The organism is Enterococcus sp. VV15 (genome assembly GCF_005236045.1).
GTDB lineage: Bacteria > Bacillota > Bacilli > Lactobacillales > Enterococcaceae > Enterococcus_B > Enterococcus_B durans.
Window position 1 is genome coordinate 36,274 of record NZ_QPTY01000016.1, and the last position, 19,891, is coordinate 56,164.

21 protein-coding genes and 2 pseudogenes are annotated in these 19,891 nt (G+C 39.6%); all 23 read left to right on the forward strand.

Annotated features, from left to right (window positions below):
* Window positions 1-217 precede the first annotated feature (217 nt).
* Window positions 218-589 (forward strand): hypothetical protein, encoded by a 372-nt coding sequence (locus DVW83_RS07490; RefSeq protein WP_123862408.1) that lies wholly within the window; start codon window positions 218-220, stop codon window positions 587-589.
* A gap of 1 nt (window position 590) precedes the next feature.
* Complete coding sequence (locus DVW83_RS07495; protein WP_104660391.1) at window positions 591-1,289, forward strand: CBS domain-containing protein; 699 nt, start codon at window positions 591-593, stop codon at window positions 1,287-1,289.
* Between the two features lie 4 nt (window positions 1,290-1,293).
* A complete protein-coding gene (gene lspA, locus DVW83_RS07500) occupies window positions 1,294-1,758 on the forward strand; it encodes a signal peptidase II (RefSeq protein WP_005879682.1) in 465 nt (154 codons plus the stop codon).
* Window positions 1,755-2,666, forward strand: a complete 912-nt coding sequence (locus tag DVW83_RS07505) for an RluA family pseudouridine synthase (RefSeq protein WP_104660392.1) — start codon at window positions 1,755-1,757, stop codon at window positions 2,664-2,666. Before lspA ends, DVW83_RS07505 begins: the two co-directional genes overlap by 4 nt.
* Window positions 2,667-2,907: 241 nt before the next feature.
* The gene (gene pyrR / locus DVW83_RS07510) at window positions 2,908-3,447 is read left to right on the forward strand and encodes a bifunctional pyr operon transcriptional regulator/uracil phosphoribosyltransferase PyrR (RefSeq protein WP_104660393.1); all 540 of its coding nucleotides are present in this window, start codon (window positions 2,908-2,910) and stop codon (window positions 3,445-3,447) included.
* 11 nt (window positions 3,448-3,458) lie between these two features.
* Window positions 3,459-4,742 carry a solute carrier family 23 protein gene (locus DVW83_RS07515; RefSeq protein ID WP_016176697.1) on the forward strand — a complete coding sequence of 428 codons (1,284 nt, stop codon included), beginning with the start codon at window positions 3,459-3,461 and terminating at the stop codon, window positions 4,740-4,742.
* Window positions 4,743-4,754: 12 nt separating this feature from the next.
* A complete protein-coding gene (locus tag DVW83_RS07520) occupies window positions 4,755-5,681 on the forward strand; it encodes an aspartate carbamoyltransferase catalytic subunit (RefSeq protein WP_104660394.1) in 927 nt (308 codons plus the stop codon).
* A gap of 18 nt (window positions 5,682-5,699) precedes the next feature.
* Window positions 5,700-6,980: a dihydroorotase gene (locus DVW83_RS07525; RefSeq protein WP_104660395.1), complete on the forward strand. Its 1,281-nt coding sequence runs from the start codon at window positions 5,700-5,702 to the stop codon at window positions 6,978-6,980.
* Window positions 6,981-6,984: 4 nt separating this feature from the next.
* Window positions 6,985-8,061 carry a carbamoyl phosphate synthase small subunit gene (locus DVW83_RS07530; RefSeq protein ID WP_104660396.1) on the forward strand — a complete coding sequence of 359 codons (1,077 nt, stop codon included), beginning with the start codon at window positions 6,985-6,987 and terminating at the stop codon, window positions 8,059-8,061.
* A 2-nt stretch (window positions 8,062-8,063) separates the two neighbouring features.
* On the forward strand, window positions 8,064-11,249 hold the full coding sequence (gene carB, locus DVW83_RS07535) for a carbamoyl-phosphate synthase large subunit (RefSeq protein WP_104660397.1): 3,186 nt from the start codon (window positions 8,064-8,066) through the stop codon (window positions 11,247-11,249).
* Window positions 11,250-11,371: 122 nt separating this feature from the next.
* Entirely contained in the window at window positions 11,372-12,148 is a 777-nt protein-coding gene (locus DVW83_RS07540) for a dihydroorotate dehydrogenase electron transfer subunit (RefSeq protein WP_104660398.1), read from the forward strand.
* Window positions 12,145-13,077, forward strand: coding sequence for a dihydroorotate dehydrogenase (locus DVW83_RS07545; RefSeq protein WP_104660399.1), 933 nt, complete (start codon window positions 12,145-12,147; stop codon window positions 13,075-13,077). The genes DVW83_RS07540 and DVW83_RS07545 overlap by 4 nt, the downstream gene beginning before the upstream one ends.
* Window positions 13,074-13,784, forward strand: a complete 711-nt coding sequence (pyrF, locus tag DVW83_RS07550; protein WP_137239195.1) for an orotidine-5'-phosphate decarboxylase — start codon at window positions 13,074-13,076, stop codon at window positions 13,782-13,784. The genes DVW83_RS07545 and pyrF overlap by 4 nt, the downstream gene beginning before the upstream one ends.
* A 1-nt stretch (window position 13,785) precedes the next feature.
* A complete protein-coding gene (gene pyrE / locus DVW83_RS07555; RefSeq protein ID WP_104660401.1) occupies window positions 13,786-14,421 on the forward strand; it encodes an orotate phosphoribosyltransferase in 636 nt (211 codons plus the stop codon).
* Window positions 14,422-14,824: 403 nt separating this feature from the next.
* A complete protein-coding gene (locus DVW83_RS07560) occupies window positions 14,825-15,466 on the forward strand; it encodes a YfbR-like 5'-deoxynucleotidase (RefSeq protein WP_081133533.1) in 642 nt (213 codons plus the stop codon).
* 30 nt (window positions 15,467-15,496) lie between these two features.
* On the forward strand, window positions 15,497-16,201 hold the full coding sequence (locus tag DVW83_RS07565) for a carbonic anhydrase family protein (RefSeq protein WP_104660402.1): 705 nt from the start codon (window positions 15,497-15,499) through the stop codon (window positions 16,199-16,201).
* Window positions 16,198-17,106, forward strand: a complete 909-nt coding sequence (locus DVW83_RS07570) for a LysR family transcriptional regulator (RefSeq protein ID WP_123862404.1) — start codon at window positions 16,198-16,200, stop codon at window positions 17,104-17,106. The genes DVW83_RS07565 and DVW83_RS07570 overlap by 4 nt, the downstream gene beginning before the upstream one ends.
* A gap of 108 nt (window positions 17,107-17,214) precedes the next feature.
* Window positions 17,215-17,415: a hypothetical protein gene (locus DVW83_RS07575; protein WP_104660404.1), complete on the forward strand. Its 201-nt coding sequence runs from the start codon at window positions 17,215-17,217 to the stop codon at window positions 17,413-17,415.
* A 107-nt stretch (window positions 17,416-17,522) separates the two neighbouring features.
* Window positions 17,523-17,966, forward strand: coding sequence for a GNAT family N-acetyltransferase (locus tag DVW83_RS07580; protein WP_104660405.1), 444 nt, complete (start codon window positions 17,523-17,525; stop codon window positions 17,964-17,966).
* A 255-nt stretch (window positions 17,967-18,221) separates the two neighbouring features.
* On the forward strand, window positions 18,222-18,590 hold the full coding sequence (locus DVW83_RS15470; RefSeq protein ID WP_224784481.1) for a DeoR family transcriptional regulator: 369 nt from the start codon (window positions 18,222-18,224) through the stop codon (window positions 18,588-18,590).
* A 171-nt stretch (window positions 18,591-18,761) separates the two neighbouring features.
* Window positions 18,762-19,049 (forward strand): annotated as a pseudogene (locus DVW83_RS15475) (DeoR/GlpR family DNA-binding transcription regulator); the annotation flags it as partial.
* Window positions 19,027-19,659, forward strand: a complete 633-nt coding sequence (locus DVW83_RS07590) for an HAD family hydrolase (RefSeq protein ID WP_104660406.1) — start codon at window positions 19,027-19,029, stop codon at window positions 19,657-19,659. The pseudogene DVW83_RS15475 and the gene DVW83_RS07590, both read left to right, overlap by 23 nt.
* Window positions 19,660-19,756: 97 nt before the next feature.
* Window positions 19,757-19,891, forward strand: a pseudogene (locus DVW83_RS07595) (transposase); the annotation flags it as partial.

A 19,891-nucleotide genomic window follows, 5' to 3' on the forward strand; every position in this document is an offset into this window, starting at 1 on the left:
CCAAATGATCCGAAAGATAGTATTTTCGAGATCATTTGGCTTTTTATTATGAGTAGATATCTGTGAATGAAGAAGTGGAGTGAATAATCGGTAAGTTCTATGACTTTCCAATCCTTTGCTTGCAATGGGATCAAGGAAAAAATTCAGTGGGCAACTGCCTGACTCTTTCTTGTTGGTGTTTTTTAAGGTATACTAAAACACAATAGGAGGGTGCATGATGGAGATCAAACTGACGAGAAAAACTGGTTTTTATGGAATGGGCAGCCCGCTTGTTTTGTGGATCAATGGCAAGAAGACGAAAAGTATCAGTAATAATCAGTCGATCACTCTCGACGTAATAGCACCATTTACGATGCAAATCACTTTTTTTTGGTTAAAAAGTCCTATTTATACGATTACACATCCGGCTGCTAGCTATGTGGTAAAGATGAATCTCTTATTACTACAATCCTACCCCTTTTTATTTTTAGCTAGTGGGTTAAGTGCTGTGTACGTGCAACAGTTCGGTTACAGTTTAGTAGTGATCTTAGTTATGCTGGCTTTCTTTTTTTATATCAAAAACCAAGCGTATATAATCAAGGAGGAATGAAATGGCAAACTCTGACATTTTTTTAAGTAGTTTCAATCGCATCGAAAAATGGATGAGAGATGCAATGGGCAATGCTCGGAATATGGGGTTCACTGAGTTGGTACGAAGATTAGCGCAGAGAAAGAATGCGGTGATCAAGAAATACGAAGAAGATTTGCTACAACTGGCACAGTTAAGGAACGCCATCGTTCACGATCGTATCGCAGTAGATTTTGTGATTGCTGAGCCTAATGACTGGGCAGTCAATAAGATACAGCAGATCGAAGGAGAGTTGCTCCAACCAGAGACCGTATTGCCTCGATTTTCAAAACATGTGACTGGTTTCGAACGGGATCTCCCGTTGTCAGAGCTGCTAGGAACGATTGCGAGAAAACGTTATTCCCAATTTCCTCTTTATAATAAAGGGAAATTTGAAGCGTTGATCACTTTACGGGTGATCGGTTTTTGGCTAGCGAAAGAAAGTCAAAAAGGAACGATCGATCTTACACGTAAAAAAGCTGCCGACTTGATTTTTAAAGATAGTAAGTATACGAATTATCGCTTTGTCTCAGCGAGTACTTATATTTTTGAAGTCGAAGAGATGTTTCGTGAGCAAGGCACATTGGAAGCAATATTGATTACCAAAGATGGTAATCCTAATGGCAATTTATTAGGGATCATCAGACCAAGAGATATTTATCATCAAGTAGAAAAGGATTGATTTTTTGTTAGCTATTTATTTTATTATCAGTGGCTTGTTGATCGGACTTGATCAGTGGGTGAAATGGTGGATCGTCCATGATTTAGCATTGGGAGAAACAAGATCGTTGATTCCTAATATTTTATCATTGAACCATATTCGTAATACAGGAGCCGCATGGAGTTTGTTAGAAGGCAAAATGTGGTTTTTCGCTTTGATAACGATCATTGCGGTAGTTGTAGTCATCACATTGATGGTCAAAAACCGTAAAACTGGCAATCGTTGGTTTATGATCGGATTAAGTTTGATTTTAGCAGGAGCGATCGGCAATTTCATCGACCGTATGCGGCTGGGATATGTTGTAGACATGTTCCAGACTGATTTTATAAACTTCCCTATTTTCAACGTAGCAGATGTGACACTTGTTTGTGGAGTGATCTGTATTTTGATTTATACTATTTTAGATGAAAAGGACCAAAAGAAAAAATGACCGAATTAAAAGCAACGATCCACCAGGAAACTGGACGGATCGATAAAGTACTCACAGGATTGTTCCCTGACCATAGCCGTTCTCAAATACAGCTCTGGTTGAAAGAAGGAGCAGTGTCCGTCAACGGGCAACCAGTGAAAGCAAACTATAAAGTAAAACCAACTGATGAAATAGTGGTACTGATCCCAGAGCCAGAAACTCTAGATATTATTGCGGAGGATATTCCGTTGGAGATCGTCTATGAAGATGAAGCTGTCGCAGTGGTCAACAAGCCACAAGGTATGGTTGTTCATCCATCTGCTGGGCATACACATGGAACGATGGTGAATGCGCTGATGTATCATGTCAAAGATCTTTCATCGATCAATGGCGTGATCCGTCCAGGGATCGTTCATCGAATCGACAAAGATACTTCAGGTTTATTGATGGTCGCGAAAAATGATCAAGCCCATGAATCTTTAGCCAAACAGTTGAAAGACAAGACTTCCTTAAGAAAGTATGTGGCACTTGTCCATGGTGTGATCCCGCATGAAAAAGGAACGATCAATGCTCCGATCGGACGTTCAAAAGTCGATCGAAAGATGCAAGCAATCCGTGAAGATGGAAAACCAGCAGTGACACATTTTCAAGTATTGGAACGCTTTGCCGATTATACCTTGGTAGAGTTACAATTGGAAACCGGTCGCACACATCAAATCCGTGTACACATGAAATATATCGGCTATCCTTTAGCAGGTGATCCAACTTACGGACCGAAGAAGACATTAAAGGGACATGGACAATTCCTTCATGCGAGATTATTAGGATTTGAACATCCCGTCACTGGACAACAGATGGTATTTGAAGCACCGCTTCCAGAAGTTTTTGAAAAAACTTTAGAAAAATTGAGAAAAGATATTGCTTTTTAAATAAGTTAACGGTATAGTATTTAACAACGAAAGCATAAAAAAACTAAATATGATTTCCTTTAAGTTTAGTCCCGTGAGGCTAAGAAGGGTGTGAGCAAAGCGACATATGGTGCGCCATATCAAACGTTGCTCTCTAGCAGAGTATAACTATCAGTGTATCCAAAGTATACGCTCAGTCTAAAACATTCCTCCTGTCCTCTTAGGGCAGGAGTTTTTTTGTGTAAAAAATGGAGGGGACCACATGCAAGCAAAAGAAGTTGTTGATCAAGTAACGATGAAACGTGCACTGACACGAATCACTTATGAAATTATTGAAAGAAACCACAGTATCGACGATATCGTTCTTGTCGGCATCAAAACGAGAGGAATATACATCGCTTCAAGGATCGCTGAACGCCTGAAACAATTGGAAGGTATCGAGGTACCAGTGGGAGAATTGGACATCACACTTTATCGCGATGATAAAAAAGAAGCACCAGATGAACCAGAACTACACTCTTCTGATATCCCTGTTTCATTAGAAGGAAAAGAAGTCATTTTGATTGATGACGTTTTATACACAGGACGGACGATCCGAGCAGCGATGGATGCAGTGATGGACTTCGGACGTCCAAGAAAGATCTCTCTGGCGGTTCTTGTTGACCGAGGACACAGAGAATTACCGATCCGTGCCGATTACGTGGGGAAAAACATTCCTACATCTAAAGTCGAAGAAATTCTTGTGGAGATGCAAGAGCTAGATGGGCAAGATCGAATCATGATCTTGAAAGAGGAAGAATAGGGGAGAACAGTATGTCAGAGAAAAAAGAATTCCATAACGATAATGTAGTATTAGATATCCACGACCGTCCAACTGTAGGCCACTGGGTAGGATTAAGTTTACAGCATCTTTTCACCATGTTTGGAGCAACCGTACTTGTACCGATCTTAGTCGGTATTGACCCAGGGATCGCATTGGTGAGTTCAGGATTAGGAACATTGGTTTACCTTGTGACAACAAAAGGAAAAATCCCAGCTTACTTGGGAAGTAGCTTTGCCTTCATCGCAGCGATGCAGCTTTTGATGAAAACCGATGGGTATCCAGCTATTGCTCAAGGGGCGGTCACTACAGGACTTGTTTATCTGATCGTCGCTTTTATCATTAAAAAAATTGGCTCGTCTTGGTTGGATAAAATTCTGCCACCTATCGTAGTTGGCCCAGTTATCATGGTTATTGGATTAGGTCTTGCGGCTAATGCGGCAACGAACGCAATGTACAATCAAGGAAAATACGATTTTAAATATATCGCGGTCGCATTGATCACATTGGCACTAACGATTTTCTTCAATATGTGGTTAAAAGGTTTTCTGGGACTTATCCCGATCTTACTAGGAATCATTTGCGGATATATCGTTGCTTTATTATTCGGTATCGTCGACACGAAACCAATCGTTGATGCTGCATGGTTTGCTTTACCGAACTTCGAAATACCATTTGTCCAATATGAACCGAAACTTTATCTAGGAGCAATCACAACGATGGCACCTATCGCATTTGTCACGATGACAGAGCATATCGGTCACTTGATGGTCTTGAACAAACTAACAAAACGGAACTTTTTCGAAGATCCAGGCTTACACAAAACATTAATGGGAGATGGTCTGGCACAGATCGTTGCTGCATTTGTCGGTGGACCTCCAGTAACAAGTTACGGTGAAAATATCGGTGTCTTAGCAATCACTCGTGTACACAGTGTCTTTGTAATCGGCGGTGCTGCAGTCTTCGCAGTTATCTTAGGGTTTGTTGGTAAACTAAGTGCTTTGATCCTAAGTATCCCTGGACCAGTTATTTCAGGAATCAGCTTCATCTTGTTCGGTGTCATTGCTGCAAGTGGGATGAAGATCTTGATTGAAAATAAAGTTGATTTTGACAAAAAGAAAAATCTATTGATTGCCTCAGTGATCTTAGTTGTCGGTATCGGAGGCTTGGTCTTCGAGGTTGGCACGTTCACTTTATCAGCAATGGCTTTAGCAACTGTACTTGGTATCATCTTAAATCTTATCTTACCAGAAACTTCACGTAGCGAAGAAAACTAAGGAGGAATCAACGTGATCATCAAATCAGAACGCATTAGTTTAAAACATCTATTGACAGTGGAAGCTTTAACGGATCAGGAAGTAATGGGACTGATCCGTCGTGGGCAAGAATTTAAACAAGGCGCAAACTGGACGCCGCAAAAATCACAATATTTTGCAACGAACCTATTTTTTGAGAATAGTACGAGAACCCACAAGAGTTTTGATGTTGCAGAAAAGAAATTGGGTCTAGAGGTCATCGAGTTTGAAGCAAGCACGAGTTCTGTACAAAAAGGTGAAACCTTGTACGACACAGTGTTGACGATGTCAGCTTTAGGGGTCGATGTAGCAGTTATCCGACATGGAGATGAAAATTATTATGACGAACTGATCCAAAGCAAAACGATCCAATGCTCGATTATAAATGGTGGCGATGGAAGTGGTCAGCATCCGACACAATGCCTTCTTGATTTGATGACGATTTATGAAGAATTTGGCCATTTCGATGGATTGAAAGTAGCTATCGTAGGGGACATCACCCACTCTCGTGTAGCAAAATCAAATATGCAGATGCTTAAGCGACTAGGTGCTCAAGTCTTTTTCTCAGGCCCTAGAGAATGGTACGATGAAGAATTTGAAGTTTACGGGCATTACGTTCCACTAAATGAATTATTAGATACAGTTGATGTAATGATGATGCTTCGCGTTCAGCATGAACGTCATGATGGAAAAGAAAGCTTTTCGAAGGAAGCTTACCATCAGGAATACGGATTGACGATTGAACGAGCAAAAAAATTACAAAAACATGCAATTATCATGCACCCGGCGCCAGTCAACCGGGATGTGGAATTGGCAGATTCACTAGTTGAAGGGTTACAATCGCGAATTGTTCAGCAAATGAGTAACGGTGTGTTTGTCAGAATGGCGATTTTAGAAGCGGTATTAAACGGAAAAGCGTAAAGCAAGGAGGAAGAAAACATGAAAACACTCATTAAAAACGGTCAAATCAATACTAGAAACAACGAAACAACACCTGCAGAAATTTGGATCGAAGATGGAAAAATCAAAGCGATAGGAACTGGTTTTTCCGAGACTGAATTTGATGAAGTGTATGATGCAAAAGGGCAATTGATCACCCCTGGTTTAGTAGACGTCCATGTCCACTTGAGAGAACCGGGATTTACATACAAGGAGACGATCGAAGCCGGTTCGAAAGCAGCTGCTAGAGGCGGTTTCACGACTGTATGTGCAATGCCTAATCTGAATCCAGTACCTGATACAGCAGAAAAATTGAAAAATGTCTATAATCTGATCAAACAAAATGCGGTGGTGAAAGTGTTACAATATGCACCTATCACCGAAAACCTTCGCAGTGAAGTATTAGTAGATCAAGAAGCATTGATTGCTGAAGGCGCGTTTGCTTTTACGAATGATGGAGTGGGTGTCCAGACAGCGGGAACGATGTATCTTGCAATGAAAGAAGCAGCCAAAAACAAGAAAGCATTAGTTGCACATACCGAAGATGAATCATTATTGTTTGGCGGTGTGATGCATGCAGGCAAAAAAGCAGAAGAACTTGGCTTGCCGGGTATTTTAAGTGTAACTGAATCTTCACAAATCGCACGCGATCTCTTATTGGCGGAAGCGACTGGCGCTCATTATCATGTCTGTCACGTCTCCACAAAAGAAAGTGTGCGGGTAATTCGTGATGCCAAAAAAGCAGGAATTCACGTAACTGCGGAAGTTTCACCGCACCATTTGATCTTGATTGATGAAGATATACCGGAAGATTTTGGCTTTTGGAAAATGAACCCGCCTTTACGTGGAAAAGAAGACCGTGAAGCTTTGATCGAAGGGCTACTCGATGGAACGATCGATTGCATTGCCACTGACCATGCACCACATGGATTAGAAGAAAAAAGTAAGAGTTTCTTAGAATCACCATTCGGTATCGTGGGAAGCGAAACAGCTTTTCAATTGATTTACACACATTTCGTTGAAACTAAACGCTTCACATTGGAACAAGTCATCAATTGGCTAGCTGTGAAACCAGCTGAGATCTTCCAATTGAATGCTGGCACATTAACGATCGGGTCGCCTGCTGATTTAGCCGTTTTCGCTATTGAACACCTTAGCGAGATCGATAAAAAAGATTTCCTTTCCAAAGGGGAAAACACACCTTTTGTTGGGTGGAAGATCAAGGGAGAAACGTTATTGACGTTTGTTGATGGAAAACTTGCTTGGCAAAAGGGGGAATAACCGCATGGAAAGATTACTGATTTTGGAAGACGGTACGGTATTTAAAGGAAACGCATTTGGCGCAAAAAACAATGTCTTTGGCGAGATCGTTTTTACGACTAGCATGACAGGCTATCAAGAAACGATCACTGACCAAAGTTTCAATGGACAAATCATCACTTTTACTTATCCGATGGTGGGGAATTATGGTGTCAATCGCGATGATTACGAATCTATTTCTCCAACTTGTAAAGGTGTAGTAGTGAAAGAACATGCACGAGTTGCTTCAAACTGGCGCAGTCAAATGACGCTAGATGAATTTCTGAAACGTAAAGGTATCCCGGGGATTTCTGGGATCGATACGAGAGCGCTAACGAGAAAAATCCGTGAAGTGGGAACGATGAAAGCAAGTATCGTTGATGCAGGTGATTCATTTGAGCATGCGTTTGATCAATTGAAGGCAACTGTGCTTGCTACCAATCAAGTGCAACAAGTATCAACGAATAAACCTTATCCAAGTCCTGGAACAGGACGAAATGTCGTGGTGATCGATTTTGGTTTGAAACACAGCATTTTAAGAGAATTAAGTAAACGTAACTGTAATTTGACTGTCCTTCCTTATAATACGGATGCAAAAACGATTTTATCCTTAGCGCCTGATGGAGTCATGCTGACGAATGGTCCTGGTGATCCTAAAGACATACCAGAAGCAATCGAGATGATCCGAGGTATCCAAGGGAAAATCCCGATTTTTGGCATCTGTCTTGGGCATCAACTCTTTGCATTAGCAAATGGAGCAGACACGTATAAAATGAAGTTTGGTCATCGCGGATTGAACCATCCAGTGCGAGAAATCGCTACTGGGCGGATTGATTTTACCTCACAGAATCACGGATATGCAGTGGATGAGAAAACGGTGGACCCAAAACGATTGATGGTGACCCATGTTGAAGTGAATGACGGAACAGTAGAAGGAATCAGACACCGAAATTATCCAGCATTCAGTGTTCAGTTCCATCCAGATGCTGCACCTGGGCCACATGATGCTTTACATTTATTCGACGAATTCATGGAAATGATGGATGTAGGAAGGGAGCAATAAGAATGCCAAAACGGACAGATATCAAAAAAATAATGGTGATCGGTTCTGGACCAATCATCATCGGACAAGCCGCTGAGTTTGATTATGCAGGAACGCAAGCTTGTCTAGCCTTGAAAGAAGAAGGGTATGAAGTCGTCTTGGTCAACTCTAATCCAGCGACGATCATGACAGATAAAGAAATTGCTGATCAAGTGTATATCGAACCAATAACTTTAGAATTCGTGTCGAGAATTTTAAGAAAAGAACGCCCCGATGCATTGTTGCCAACATTAGGAGGCCAAACAGGCTTGAATATGGCAATGGAATTAGCTGAATCTGGTATTTTAGATGAGTTAGATATTGAACTTTTGGGTACAAAACTATCTGCAATCGATCAGGCGGAAGATCGTGACCTATTCAAGCAGTTGATGGAAGAATTAAATCAACCAATCCCCGAATCTGAAATTGTGACAACAGTAGAAGAAGCTGTTGATTTTGCAAATAAAATCGGCTACCCAATCATCGTCCGACCTGCCTTCACATTAGGTGGAACGGGCGGTGGCATGTGCGAAAATGAAGAAGAGCTACGTGTAATCGCTGAAAACGGCCTTAGTTTATCCCCTGTGACACAATGTTTGATCGAACGGAGTATCGCTGGATTCAAAGAAATCGAGTATGAAGTAATGCGAGATTCAGCTGATAATGCAATCGTTGTTTGTAACATGGAGAACTTTGATCCTGTTGGTATCCATACAGGCGATTCGATCGTTTTTGCACCAAGCCAAACATTATCTGATCATGAATATCAAATATTGCGTGATGCTTCGCTTTCAATCATTCGAGCGTTGAAAATCGAAGGTGGCTGTAATGTGCAGTTAGCTTTAGATCCAAACAGTTTCAACTACTATGTGATTGAAGTGAATCCTCGTGTTTCACGGTCTTCTGCATTAGCAAGTAAAGCAACCGGCTATCCGATTGCAAAATTGGCAGCAAAAATTGCTTTAGGTCTGACACTTGATGAGATGAAAAATCCGGTAACAGGTACGACCTATGCTGAATTTGAACCTGCACTCGACTATGTTGTAGCAAAAATCCCACGTTGGCCTTTCGATAAGTTTGAAAATGGTGAACGAGTGCTAGGGACCCAGATGAAGGCAACTGGTGAAGTAATGGCGATCGGAAGAAATATCGAGGAATCCCTTTTGAAAGCTGTTCGTTCTCTAGAAATCGGGACTTATCATATTGAATTGCCAGAGTTAAAGGATGTCGAAGATGATCTATTGATCAAAAAAATGGTCAGAGCGCAAGATGATCGCCTCTTCTACGTAGCAGAAGCAATTCGTCGAGGTTTCCCGATCGAAGAAATTGCGGAATTAACAAAAATCGATTTATTCTTTTTAGATAAACTCCTTCATATCGTCGAATTAGAAAACCAACTAGCGGCACAACCGAATGATCCTGAGCTACTAACATTTGTGAAACAAAATGGATTTACGGATCAAAAAATCGCTGATTTGTGGAAAACTACCGCAAAAGAGATCAGACAAATGCGAACTGAGCAAAATATCCTACCCGTTTATAAAATGGTAGATACTTGTGCCGCTGAATTTGCGTCACAAACGCCTTATTTCTATAGCACATATGAATATGAAAACGAGAGTATCCGCTCGGAGAAAGAATCAGTCCTAGTTTTAGGGTCAGGACCAATCAGAATTGGCCAAGGAGTGGAGTTTGATTATGCAACTGTACATTCTGTCAAAGCAATCCAACAAGCTGGATATGAAGCAATCATCATGAACAGTAATCCAGAGACCGTATCGACTGATTTTTCTATCTCTGACAAATTGTACTTTGAACCATTGACTTTTGAAGACGTCATGAACGTTATTGATCTTGAACAGCCGATGGGTGTGATCGTCCAATTCGGTGGTCAGACTGCGATCAACTTAGCAGAGCCGCTTGTTAAAGCTGGTGTGAAAATTTTAGGAACAACGATCGAAGATTTGGATCGTGCAGAAAACCGTGATCTTTTCGAACAGGCATTGAAACAACTGGATGTTCCACAACCGTTAGGAGATACAGCGACAAGTAAAGCAGAAGCTGTTGCAATTGCTTCAATTATCGGTTACCCAGTATTAGTCAGACCAAGCTATGTTTTAGGTGGACGTGCAATGGAAATCGTTGAAAATCAACACGATCTTGAAGACTACATGGAACATGCAGTCAAAGCTTCCCCAGAACATCCTGTACTGATCGATCGTTATTTGCTTGGTAGTGAATGTGAAGTAGATGCCATCTGTGATGGAGAAACAGTACTGATCCCAGGAATCATGGAACATATCGAACGTGCAGGTGTACATTCAGGTGACTCGATGGCTGTTTATCCGCCACAAGCACTATCCGCTGAAATCCAGAAGACGATCGAAGACTACACGATCCGCCTAGCGCGGGGGTTGAACTGCATTGGTATGATGAACATCCAATTTGTCATCCATGATAATAAAGTCTATGTGATCGAAGTGAATCCTCGTGCAAGTCGTACTGTACCATTTTTAAGTAAAGTTACAGGTATTTCGATGGCACAGATCGCAACGAAAGCAATCTTAGGGCAGAAACTAAAAGACTTAGGCTTTGAGACTGGCTTGTATCCTGAAACTGAGAATGTCCACGTAAAAGCACCAGTCTTTTCATTCACTAAACTTCATAAAGTAGATACGTATTTAGGGCCTGAAATGAAATCAACTGGGGAAGTCATGGGATCAGACCAAAATCTCGATAAGGCATTGTACAAAGCTTTTGAGGCATCGGGACTTCGGTTACCAGACTATGGCTCCGTTTTGTTCACGATTGCGGACGAAACCAAAGAAGAAGCACTAGAATTAGCCAAGCGCTTTTCAGAAATCGGCTACAGCTTGTTAGCGACGAAAAATACAGCTGCCTTTTTCGAATCACATGGATTGATCGTTACGAAAGTTGCCAAAATATCTGAGCATGCCCATGAAAAAAATGTCGTTGATTTGATCCGTGAAGGAAAAGCGCAGGTCGTGGTCAATACCATTGACAAAGACAGAGGAAATGCTTCGAAAGATGGTTTTATCATTCGCCGAGAGGCTGTTGAACATGGAACTCCGTTATTTACTTCATTAGATACTGCAGATGCAATCATTCGAGTAATGGAATCACGAGCATTTTCAACAAAAGCGATCTAAAAAGAAACGAGATAATGAAAATGTGAATAGTAATGTACAAAAGTATCAATTGGGAAGAGTCCCTTCTTAGTTGATACTTAGGCAGGACACACACTTGAATGTCTCAAATGAGGAGAGTAGATATGAAACAAGAATTAATGAAGGTTATCAATCAAAGACAACTGGCACCACGCATTTATGAACTCACGCTAAAAGGAGAATTAGTCAATGAAATGAATTCTCCAGGGCAGTTTCTGCATATTCGAGTGCCTCGTGCTGATTTGCTACTAAGGCGACCAATCAGCATCAACCAGATTGATCATGAAAATAAAACTTGTCGGATTATCTATCGAATCGAAGGAGAAGGGACAAAAATCTTCTCAGAATTGAAAATGGGGGATACACTCGATGTGTTAGGTCCTTTAGGCAATGGGTTTGACTTGTCAGGATTAGAACCAGAAGATGAAGTCTTCATCGTTGGTGGTGGGATTGGTGTGCCTCCTCTCTATGAGTTATCAAAGCAATTAAAAGAAAAAGGGATCATTCCAATTCATTTTCTAGGATTCGCCTCAAAAGACGTATTATATTATGAAGAAGAATTCAATGAATTAGGAGAGACTCGCATTGCAACAGATGATGGTACCTACGGAATCCACGGCAATGTCGGAAATTTATTGTTGAGTACAAGCAAAATGCCTAAAGCAGTATTTGCTTGTGGCGCAAATGGACTATTGAAGACCGTCGAACAACTTTATTCAGACCATCCCAATGTCCAGCTTTCATTAGAATCTAGGATGGCTTGCGGTGTCGGCGCTTGCTACGCATGTGTGTGCCATAAGCCAGATGATGAGACAGGAACGAAAAGTGTGAAGGTCTGTGATGAAGGACCTATCTTCAAAGTTGGGGAGGTCATTTTATGAGTGGAAATCCTTTAGCAGTAAAACTTCCAGGGTTAGATTTGAAAAATCCGATTATGCCAGCCAGTGGATGCTTTGGTTTCGGAAAAGAATATGGAAAATATTATGATTTGAATCAACTAGGATCGATCATGGTCAAAGCAACGACACCTAAGGCAAGATTTGGCAATCCTACTCCGAGAGTAGCAGAAACACCTTCTGGTATGCTGAACGCGATCGGCTTACAAAATCCTGGACTAGATGTTGTGATGAAAGAATTATTACCTGAATTAGCTCACTACCAGGAATTGCCGATCATTGCGAATGTCGCAGGGGCCTGTGAAGAAGATTATGTAGAAGTTTGTGCAAAAATCGGTGAAGCACCGAATGTGAAAGCTATTGAATTGAATATTTCCTGCCCGAATGTCAAATATGGAGGTATCGCTTTTGGTACCGACCCAGAAGTTGCTTTTCAATTGACTCAAGCGGTCAAAAAAGTAGCGAAAGTTCCAGTGTACGTGAAACTTTCGCCTAATGTGACAGACATCGTGCCCATCGCTCAAGCAATCGAAAGTGGTGGAGCCGATGGTTTCACCATGATCAATACACTACTTGGCATGCGGATCGATCTAAAAACTAGAAAACCAATTTTAGCAAATCAAACAGGGGGACTGTCAGGTCCAGCAATCAAACCTGTGGCTATTCGCTTGATCAATCAGGTGGCGTCTGTTTCAAAACTACCGATTATTGGAATGGGTGGCGTCCAAACTGTTGACGATGTGTTAGAGATGTTCATGGCAGGTGCAAGTGCTGTTGCTGTTGGAACGGCTAACTTTACCGATCCCTACATCTGTCCTAAACTGATTGAAGGGTTGCCAGTCCGAATGGCAGAACTTGGTATCGAATCATTAGAGCAATTAATCAAGGAAGTAAGAGAGGAACGAAATCAATGAATCAACGACCAATTATCGCGTTAGACTTTTCAACTTGGCAAGAAGTAGAAGAGTTTCTGCAATTATTCCCAGAAGATGAGAAATTATTTGTAAAAATCGGCATGGAATTATTCTACCAAGAAGGACCAATCATTGTTCGTTGGTTAAAAGACGCCGGACACGATGTCTTTTTAGACTTGAAACTCCATGATATTCCGAATACTGTTGAAAAAGCCATGACAGGCCTAGCTAAATTAGGTGTGGACGTGACTTGTGTCCATGCAGCTGGTGGCATCCGAATGATGAAGGCTGCTCTAAGAGGATTAGAAGCAGGTACGCCAGAAGACAAAAAACGCCCGCTGTTGTTGGCAATCACGCAATTAACTTCAACAAGTGAAGAAGAAATGCACCATGACCAATTGATCGATGTTCCTCTTGAGGAAAGTGTCATCCATTATTCCCAATGTGCCAAACAAGCTGGTCTTGACGGAGTAGTTTCATCCGCATGGGAAGTGAAATCCATCAAAGAAAAAACTGACCCATCATTTATCTGTCTAACCCCTGGGATACGTCCAGAAGGAACAGTTGCAGGAGATCAAACAAGAATTGTGACACCGGCTAAAGCACATGAAATCGGTTCTACGTTCATTGTTGTTGGCCGTCCGATCACATTGGCGCAAGATCCATATCAAGCGTATCAATCAATTAAAGAAGAATGGAGCCATTAATATGAAGTCAATTGAAACTACGATCGCAAAAGATCTATTAGAAATCGAAGCTGTTTTTTTGAGCCCTAGTGAACCTTTTACTTGGGCAAGCGGCATCAAAAGTCCAATTTACTGTGACAATCGGATCACGATGAGCTATCCAAAAGTTAGAAAAGAAATTGCACAAGGGTTAGCAGACAAAATAAAAGAAGCATATCCAGATGTTGAAGTCATTGCAGGAACAGCGACTGCAGGCATCCCACATGCGGCATGGGTAGCTGAAATTTTAGATTTGCCGATGGTTTATATCAGAAGTAAAGCGAAAGATCATGGTAAAGGAAACCAAATCGAAGGACGTATTTTTGAAGGGCAAAAAATGGTCGTGATCGAAGATCTGATTTCAACTGGCGGAAGTGTACTAGAAGCAGCAGAAGCTGCTAAACATGAAGGGGCGAATGTCTTAGGTGTGGCTGCTATCTTCACGTATGAATTACCAAAAGGAAAAGCAAACTTTACTAATGCGGAAATGCCATTATTGACCCTTACGAATTATTCCGTGCTGATCGAAGCAGCATTAGAAGAAAAATACATTGATGAAACAGAATTAAACCTACTGAAGGAATGGAAACAAGATCCTGAAAACTGGAAGAAAAACTGATTGCTTAACATCTGTAAAAAATATTTTATCATCAGAAATAAAATGGTATACTAGTGTTAAATAAACAACAAATAAAGAAGTATTCAAGACGAAAGTTTTGCTATGGACGAGTAGCTCGGTGATAAATCACGTAGAAAAAATTTTTTCTACGAGGTTTTAGAGCTATGTTGTTTTGAATGCTTCCAAGTCATCAACTTTTTTTGGATAGTGTTATTTGAAAATACGGTATACGATTGGTAGAGACTAGAATGCTTTCTTCTGGTTTCTATTTTTTTATATAAATCGGGAATGATTTTGTTAAAATTATAAAAAAATCAATGGAAATAAAACGTGTTATTTGCAAATTTTAGTTATTTAATGGTAGGATTATCGGAAAAAGTATTCCATTAAGGGAGGTCTATTTATGGGATTGAATGAATTTATTTTAGGATTGAACAATTTAGAAAAAATCACTCGGGCTCCTGGTTTCTTTAAATTCACCGAGCATACGGTAGCGGCACACTCGTATCGAGTGGCTTCGATTGCTCAAGTTTTAGGGGATATAGAAGAAGTAAACGGTCAAAAGATCGACTGGAAACTGCTCTATGAAAAGGCACTGAACCATGATTATACCGAGCGCTTCATTGGTGACATCAAAACTCCAGTAAAATATGCAAGTAAAGAGTTGCGGGGGATGTTGCAAACGGTAGAAGAGAAAATGACGGACGAGTTTATTAATCAGGAAATTCCAGAAGAATTTCAGGAAACGTATCGTAAACGTCTTTTTGAAGGAAAAGATGACACGGTTGAGGGAGAGTTATTAGCAATCTCTGATAAAGTCGATTTATTGTATGAATCTTTTGAAGAAATCATCAAAAACAATCCGGAAAAAGTCTATAAAGAAATGTTTATCGAAGCGGTCACGACGATTAAGTCATTTGATCATCGTCCATCTGTTCAGTATTTCTTCAATGAGATCTTCCCAGAATTACTGAACCAAGAATTCTATGGAAAAGAAGATTTTTTAGCAACAGTTTCGACTATTGTCAAGAAAACCAACAAATAAAACGAAAAAGAAAACTCTGGAGGTATGGATTTGAAGAAAAATATGGATGTTGAATGGGGCTACTCAGGAGATAGAGGACCTGGACACTGGGCTGAGTTATGTGATTGGTTTGCCAAAGGAGCAGCTTTTTCTTTGCAGTCACCTATTCAATTAACTACATGTGAGGAAATAGACGAATCAGGTGAAACATTGTCTTTCCACTATGAAAGGCAACGATTCACGGACAAAGAATTCAAAAATACAATTCATTTAGTTCCTTACGATCAACTTAGTTACGTTGAATTTAAAGGTCAAAAATTTTATTTGACTGATATCCACTTCCATATGCCTTCTGAGCATTTGATCAATGGAAAACAGGAAGATATTGAGTTCCACTTTGTGCATATGAATGCCAAAAAAGAAAATTTGGTCGTAGGAGTCATGTATCATCTAGCAACTGGAGAAGGTTGGTTATATGATCGCGAAAATGGTGATTCTTGGGACGTGGAGAAGCACGAACATTGGACGAACCCAATCGTCTTATTCCCAGAGAAAAAGAGCCATTATCATTATGTCGGATCGTTAACCACACCACCGACTAGCGGTCCTATACAGTGGTTTGTAATGGACCAGATCCAAAAATTGAATAAAGATTTTTTAATTCCATTTAAGGGACAATATGCACAACCAAATAATCGACCGGTCCAACCGCTGAAAAACCGAGAAATCAACTATTACACGGAGGCAAATCAGTGAATTTTCAACAATTGAAATATGTGGTTGCTGTGGCAAACAATGGAAGTTTTAGAGAAGCGGCTAAAAAACTATATGTTGCACAACCTAGTTTGTCGGCAGGCATCAAGGAACTTGAAACAGAGCTTGGGATTACTCTTTTTACCCGAACCAATCGAGGCGCCTTTTTAACCGAAGAAGGCCAAGAGTTTTTAAAAAGAGCAGAACGAATCTTAGTGCAACTGGAGTCGTTAGAAGGGTATTATCTTGCGAATGAAAAGAGAGACAGCTTTTCTATTGCTTCGCAACACTATGATTTTTTAGGCCCTTTGACAGCAAAACTGATTACTTCATTCAAACAAGAAATCAAACAATTTCGGATCATTGAAACGACTACTGCAAAAGTGATAGAAGAAGTCAAAGAGCAACATAGTGAAATTGGCATCCTTTATATGAATGAACACAATCGTTCAGGTATCAAAAGATACTTGGAACAAGGAGAATTGGTGACGCAGGCTTTGGGGACTTTCAAGACACATATCTTTTTACGTCAAGAACATCCACTGAGCCAAAAAAAGGAGATAGCTAAAGAGGAGCTATTTCCATATCCCCAAGTAAGATTTACTCAAGATGGCAGTAATTTTCCTTATTTTTATGAGGATTTAATCGAAATTCCTGACCAAGAAACAGTGATCTATACGAGTGATCGTGGTACATTGATGAATATCGTTCTGGAAACAGATGCTTATGCTTCTGGTTCTGGAATCGTGATCGGTGAGATGAAAGAATACCTTCGATTGATCCCACTTGCAGATAGTCAAGAAAATGAGTTGGTGATCATTTACTCCGTGAAACGACCATTAAGTAAAATCGCTCAAAGGTTCATCCACCATCTCACACAGCTAATCAAACAGGAAGAACATCATTAGAAACAATTGGAATGATCGCTTGTAAAATCTATTGTTCCAATTGTTTTTTTGTATGTATTTTTCGCGTTGTAAATGATAGGATTGAAAGTAGTAGAAAGGCGTGAGGTGATGAAACGAAAACTGTCTAGACGAAGTGTTATCGCAAGTGTGATTTTTGTAGGTACATTGATTGGCGGGGGTGTCATAGCACAACAATTACGTGGATACGAAAATGTCATCCTGACTATTTGTCTATTAGTCATGATTTTTAGAATGAAAATAACTGATTTTATACTAAAAACGAACAAAAAATCAAGTATATCTGTATGACTACAATATCTATTAGCTTCCGCCAGGCGTGAAAATCACTTATTTAGGCGATATAACAGTAAATGGCGTGATATAAACTACGTCGTTTTTGCAGAAAGGGTAGGATTATGAAAGAAATCGAAATCAAAGACAGAACTCCTTTGCTTGTCGAGCAATTGGTTGATGTATGGGAAACATCGGTAAGAGAAACTCATCTTTTCTTATCAGGTGAGGAAATAGAAGAGATAAAAAAATTTGTGCCGACTGCCTTGATGGCCGTACCGCACTTGCTTGTTGAAACTGATATAAATGGAAGGCCTGTCGCTTTTATGGGAATTGATGACGGAAAACTGGAAATGTTGTTCATTGTTCCAGAAGAGCGTGGCAGAGGATTAGGTAGAAAGCTGTTGGCATATGGAATGACAAAATATGGTATAAAAGAACTCGTTGTCAATGAGCAAAATCCACAGGCAAAAGGATTTTATGAACATATGGGATTTAAAGTTCGTGAGAGGTCAGAGATGGATGAACAGGGGAATCCATATCCTATCTTGTTTATGGAAATAGGTTAAGTTATATAACTAAATACTACATATTTTAAAGACAGTTGACAATAAATATAGACTGTCTTTTTTTGTGCTAAAAAACTAGCATAGTCAGCTAACTAACTACACTTCTCAAAGTAACAAAGCTATGCTATATAATTTCTGTTTAATCGACAAACAGTTGGGGCTATTTCAGAAATTAAATTATGAGTGTACAGAAACGTGCGATGTATGAGTATGATATGCTATTGTACATTTAAGCTTATTTAAGCCATTATTAAAATGTACTTAAAATCACTTATTATCGTAAGGAAAGTTCTATCGATAAATCAACAAAAAAGATTACTGATAATAATGGAAAGACTGGCAAAAGAACAGTCGTTGACTTTACAAGATATGATGCGACTTACGGGGGCTTCTAGAGACACGGCTAGGCGAGATACAATAAAACTAGCGGATAACAATCTCGTGATCAGAACATACGGAGGAATTAGTTTAGCAAATGCATTTAATAAAATAAATGGATATTTAGGACGAACAAATCAAGAACTTCAAGTAAAAAAAGAAATTGCTCGAGAAGCAAGTAAATTATTAGTAGAAAAACAAAGCGTATATTTAGATGTGTCGACCACAATCTCTCTTTTGCCCTAGTATTTAGCGAATAGAAACATAAAAAAAGTTGTAACGAATTCGATTGACATTGCTGATCAATTTTTAAAGACTACTTCAATCCCAACTACAATCCTTGGGGGAACATTAAATAAAGAAAGCCGTTCAGTTACTGGCGGATACACAATCTGGGAATGAACAAAATATCGGTTTGATATTTCTTACTTAAGTTGTGCGGGTATTAATAATTGCGGAATCTATTATGCACATGAAGAAGACATCGCAATGAAGCAAGCAATTCGAGAGAAAAGCAATAAAATCGTGTTGCTATGCGATCATACAAAAATCAATTTATCTCATAATTACCTTGTCTACAGTTTTGAAGAAATCGACTACTTGATAACGGATAAAATCATTCCTGAAGACTTAGCCGTTAGAATAGGAAAAGATAAAATCATCTATACAAAGGAGAAATGCCATGATCAAAACGATATTATTTGATGTTGATGGAACGATAATTGATACAGAATATGTTATGACACATTATCTACAAAAAACTTTGCGTGAAGAATTAGAGAAAGAACTCCCAATTCAAGAATTACATTATATTTTAGGTATTCCTGGAAGAGAAGCGATTAAAAAGTTTGTAAATACTGAGGAAGAAGAGGATATTTTTTTATCAAAATGGGGTAAAAATGTTCTTTTATTAGCAGAGAATGTCCAAGTTTTTCCACATTTAGCAGAAATATTACAGAAGTTGCACATAAAAGGGATTCAACTAGGAATTGTTACATCTAAAACAAAGGAAGAAATGAAGAATGAATTTGACCGATTTGATTTAAATCAATATTTTGATATACAAATTACAGCTTCAGATACTAACTTGCATAAACCTTTTCCAGATCCAATACAAAAGGCAATTGACGAGCTCCATGTAAAAAAGGAAGAGACGATTTATATTGGTGATTCATTATATGACATGCAAAGTGCGAAAGCATGTGGAGTCACTTTTGGTTTAGCTAAATGGGGAGCCCAAAATATTGAAAATTTTCAAAATGTCGTCATAGTTATTGACTCTCCTCAAGAAATACTTGATTTGTTAGAAATATAGAAAAAGAGTGTGAGAGAAGAATGATATACTCCCCTGTATAGGTGGACTTGGTATAATAAACTAGACAATAAATTAAGGGAAAGAGAGGATCTAGATTATGCCAAGACGTTCATTTGATAAAGCATTTAAAATCGCCGCTGTAAAACTGGTAACTGGAAGAAGGATTTTCTGTTAAAGAAGTTAGCCTACAGCTAGAAGTTCACGCTAATAGCTTGTATCGATGGGTTCAAGA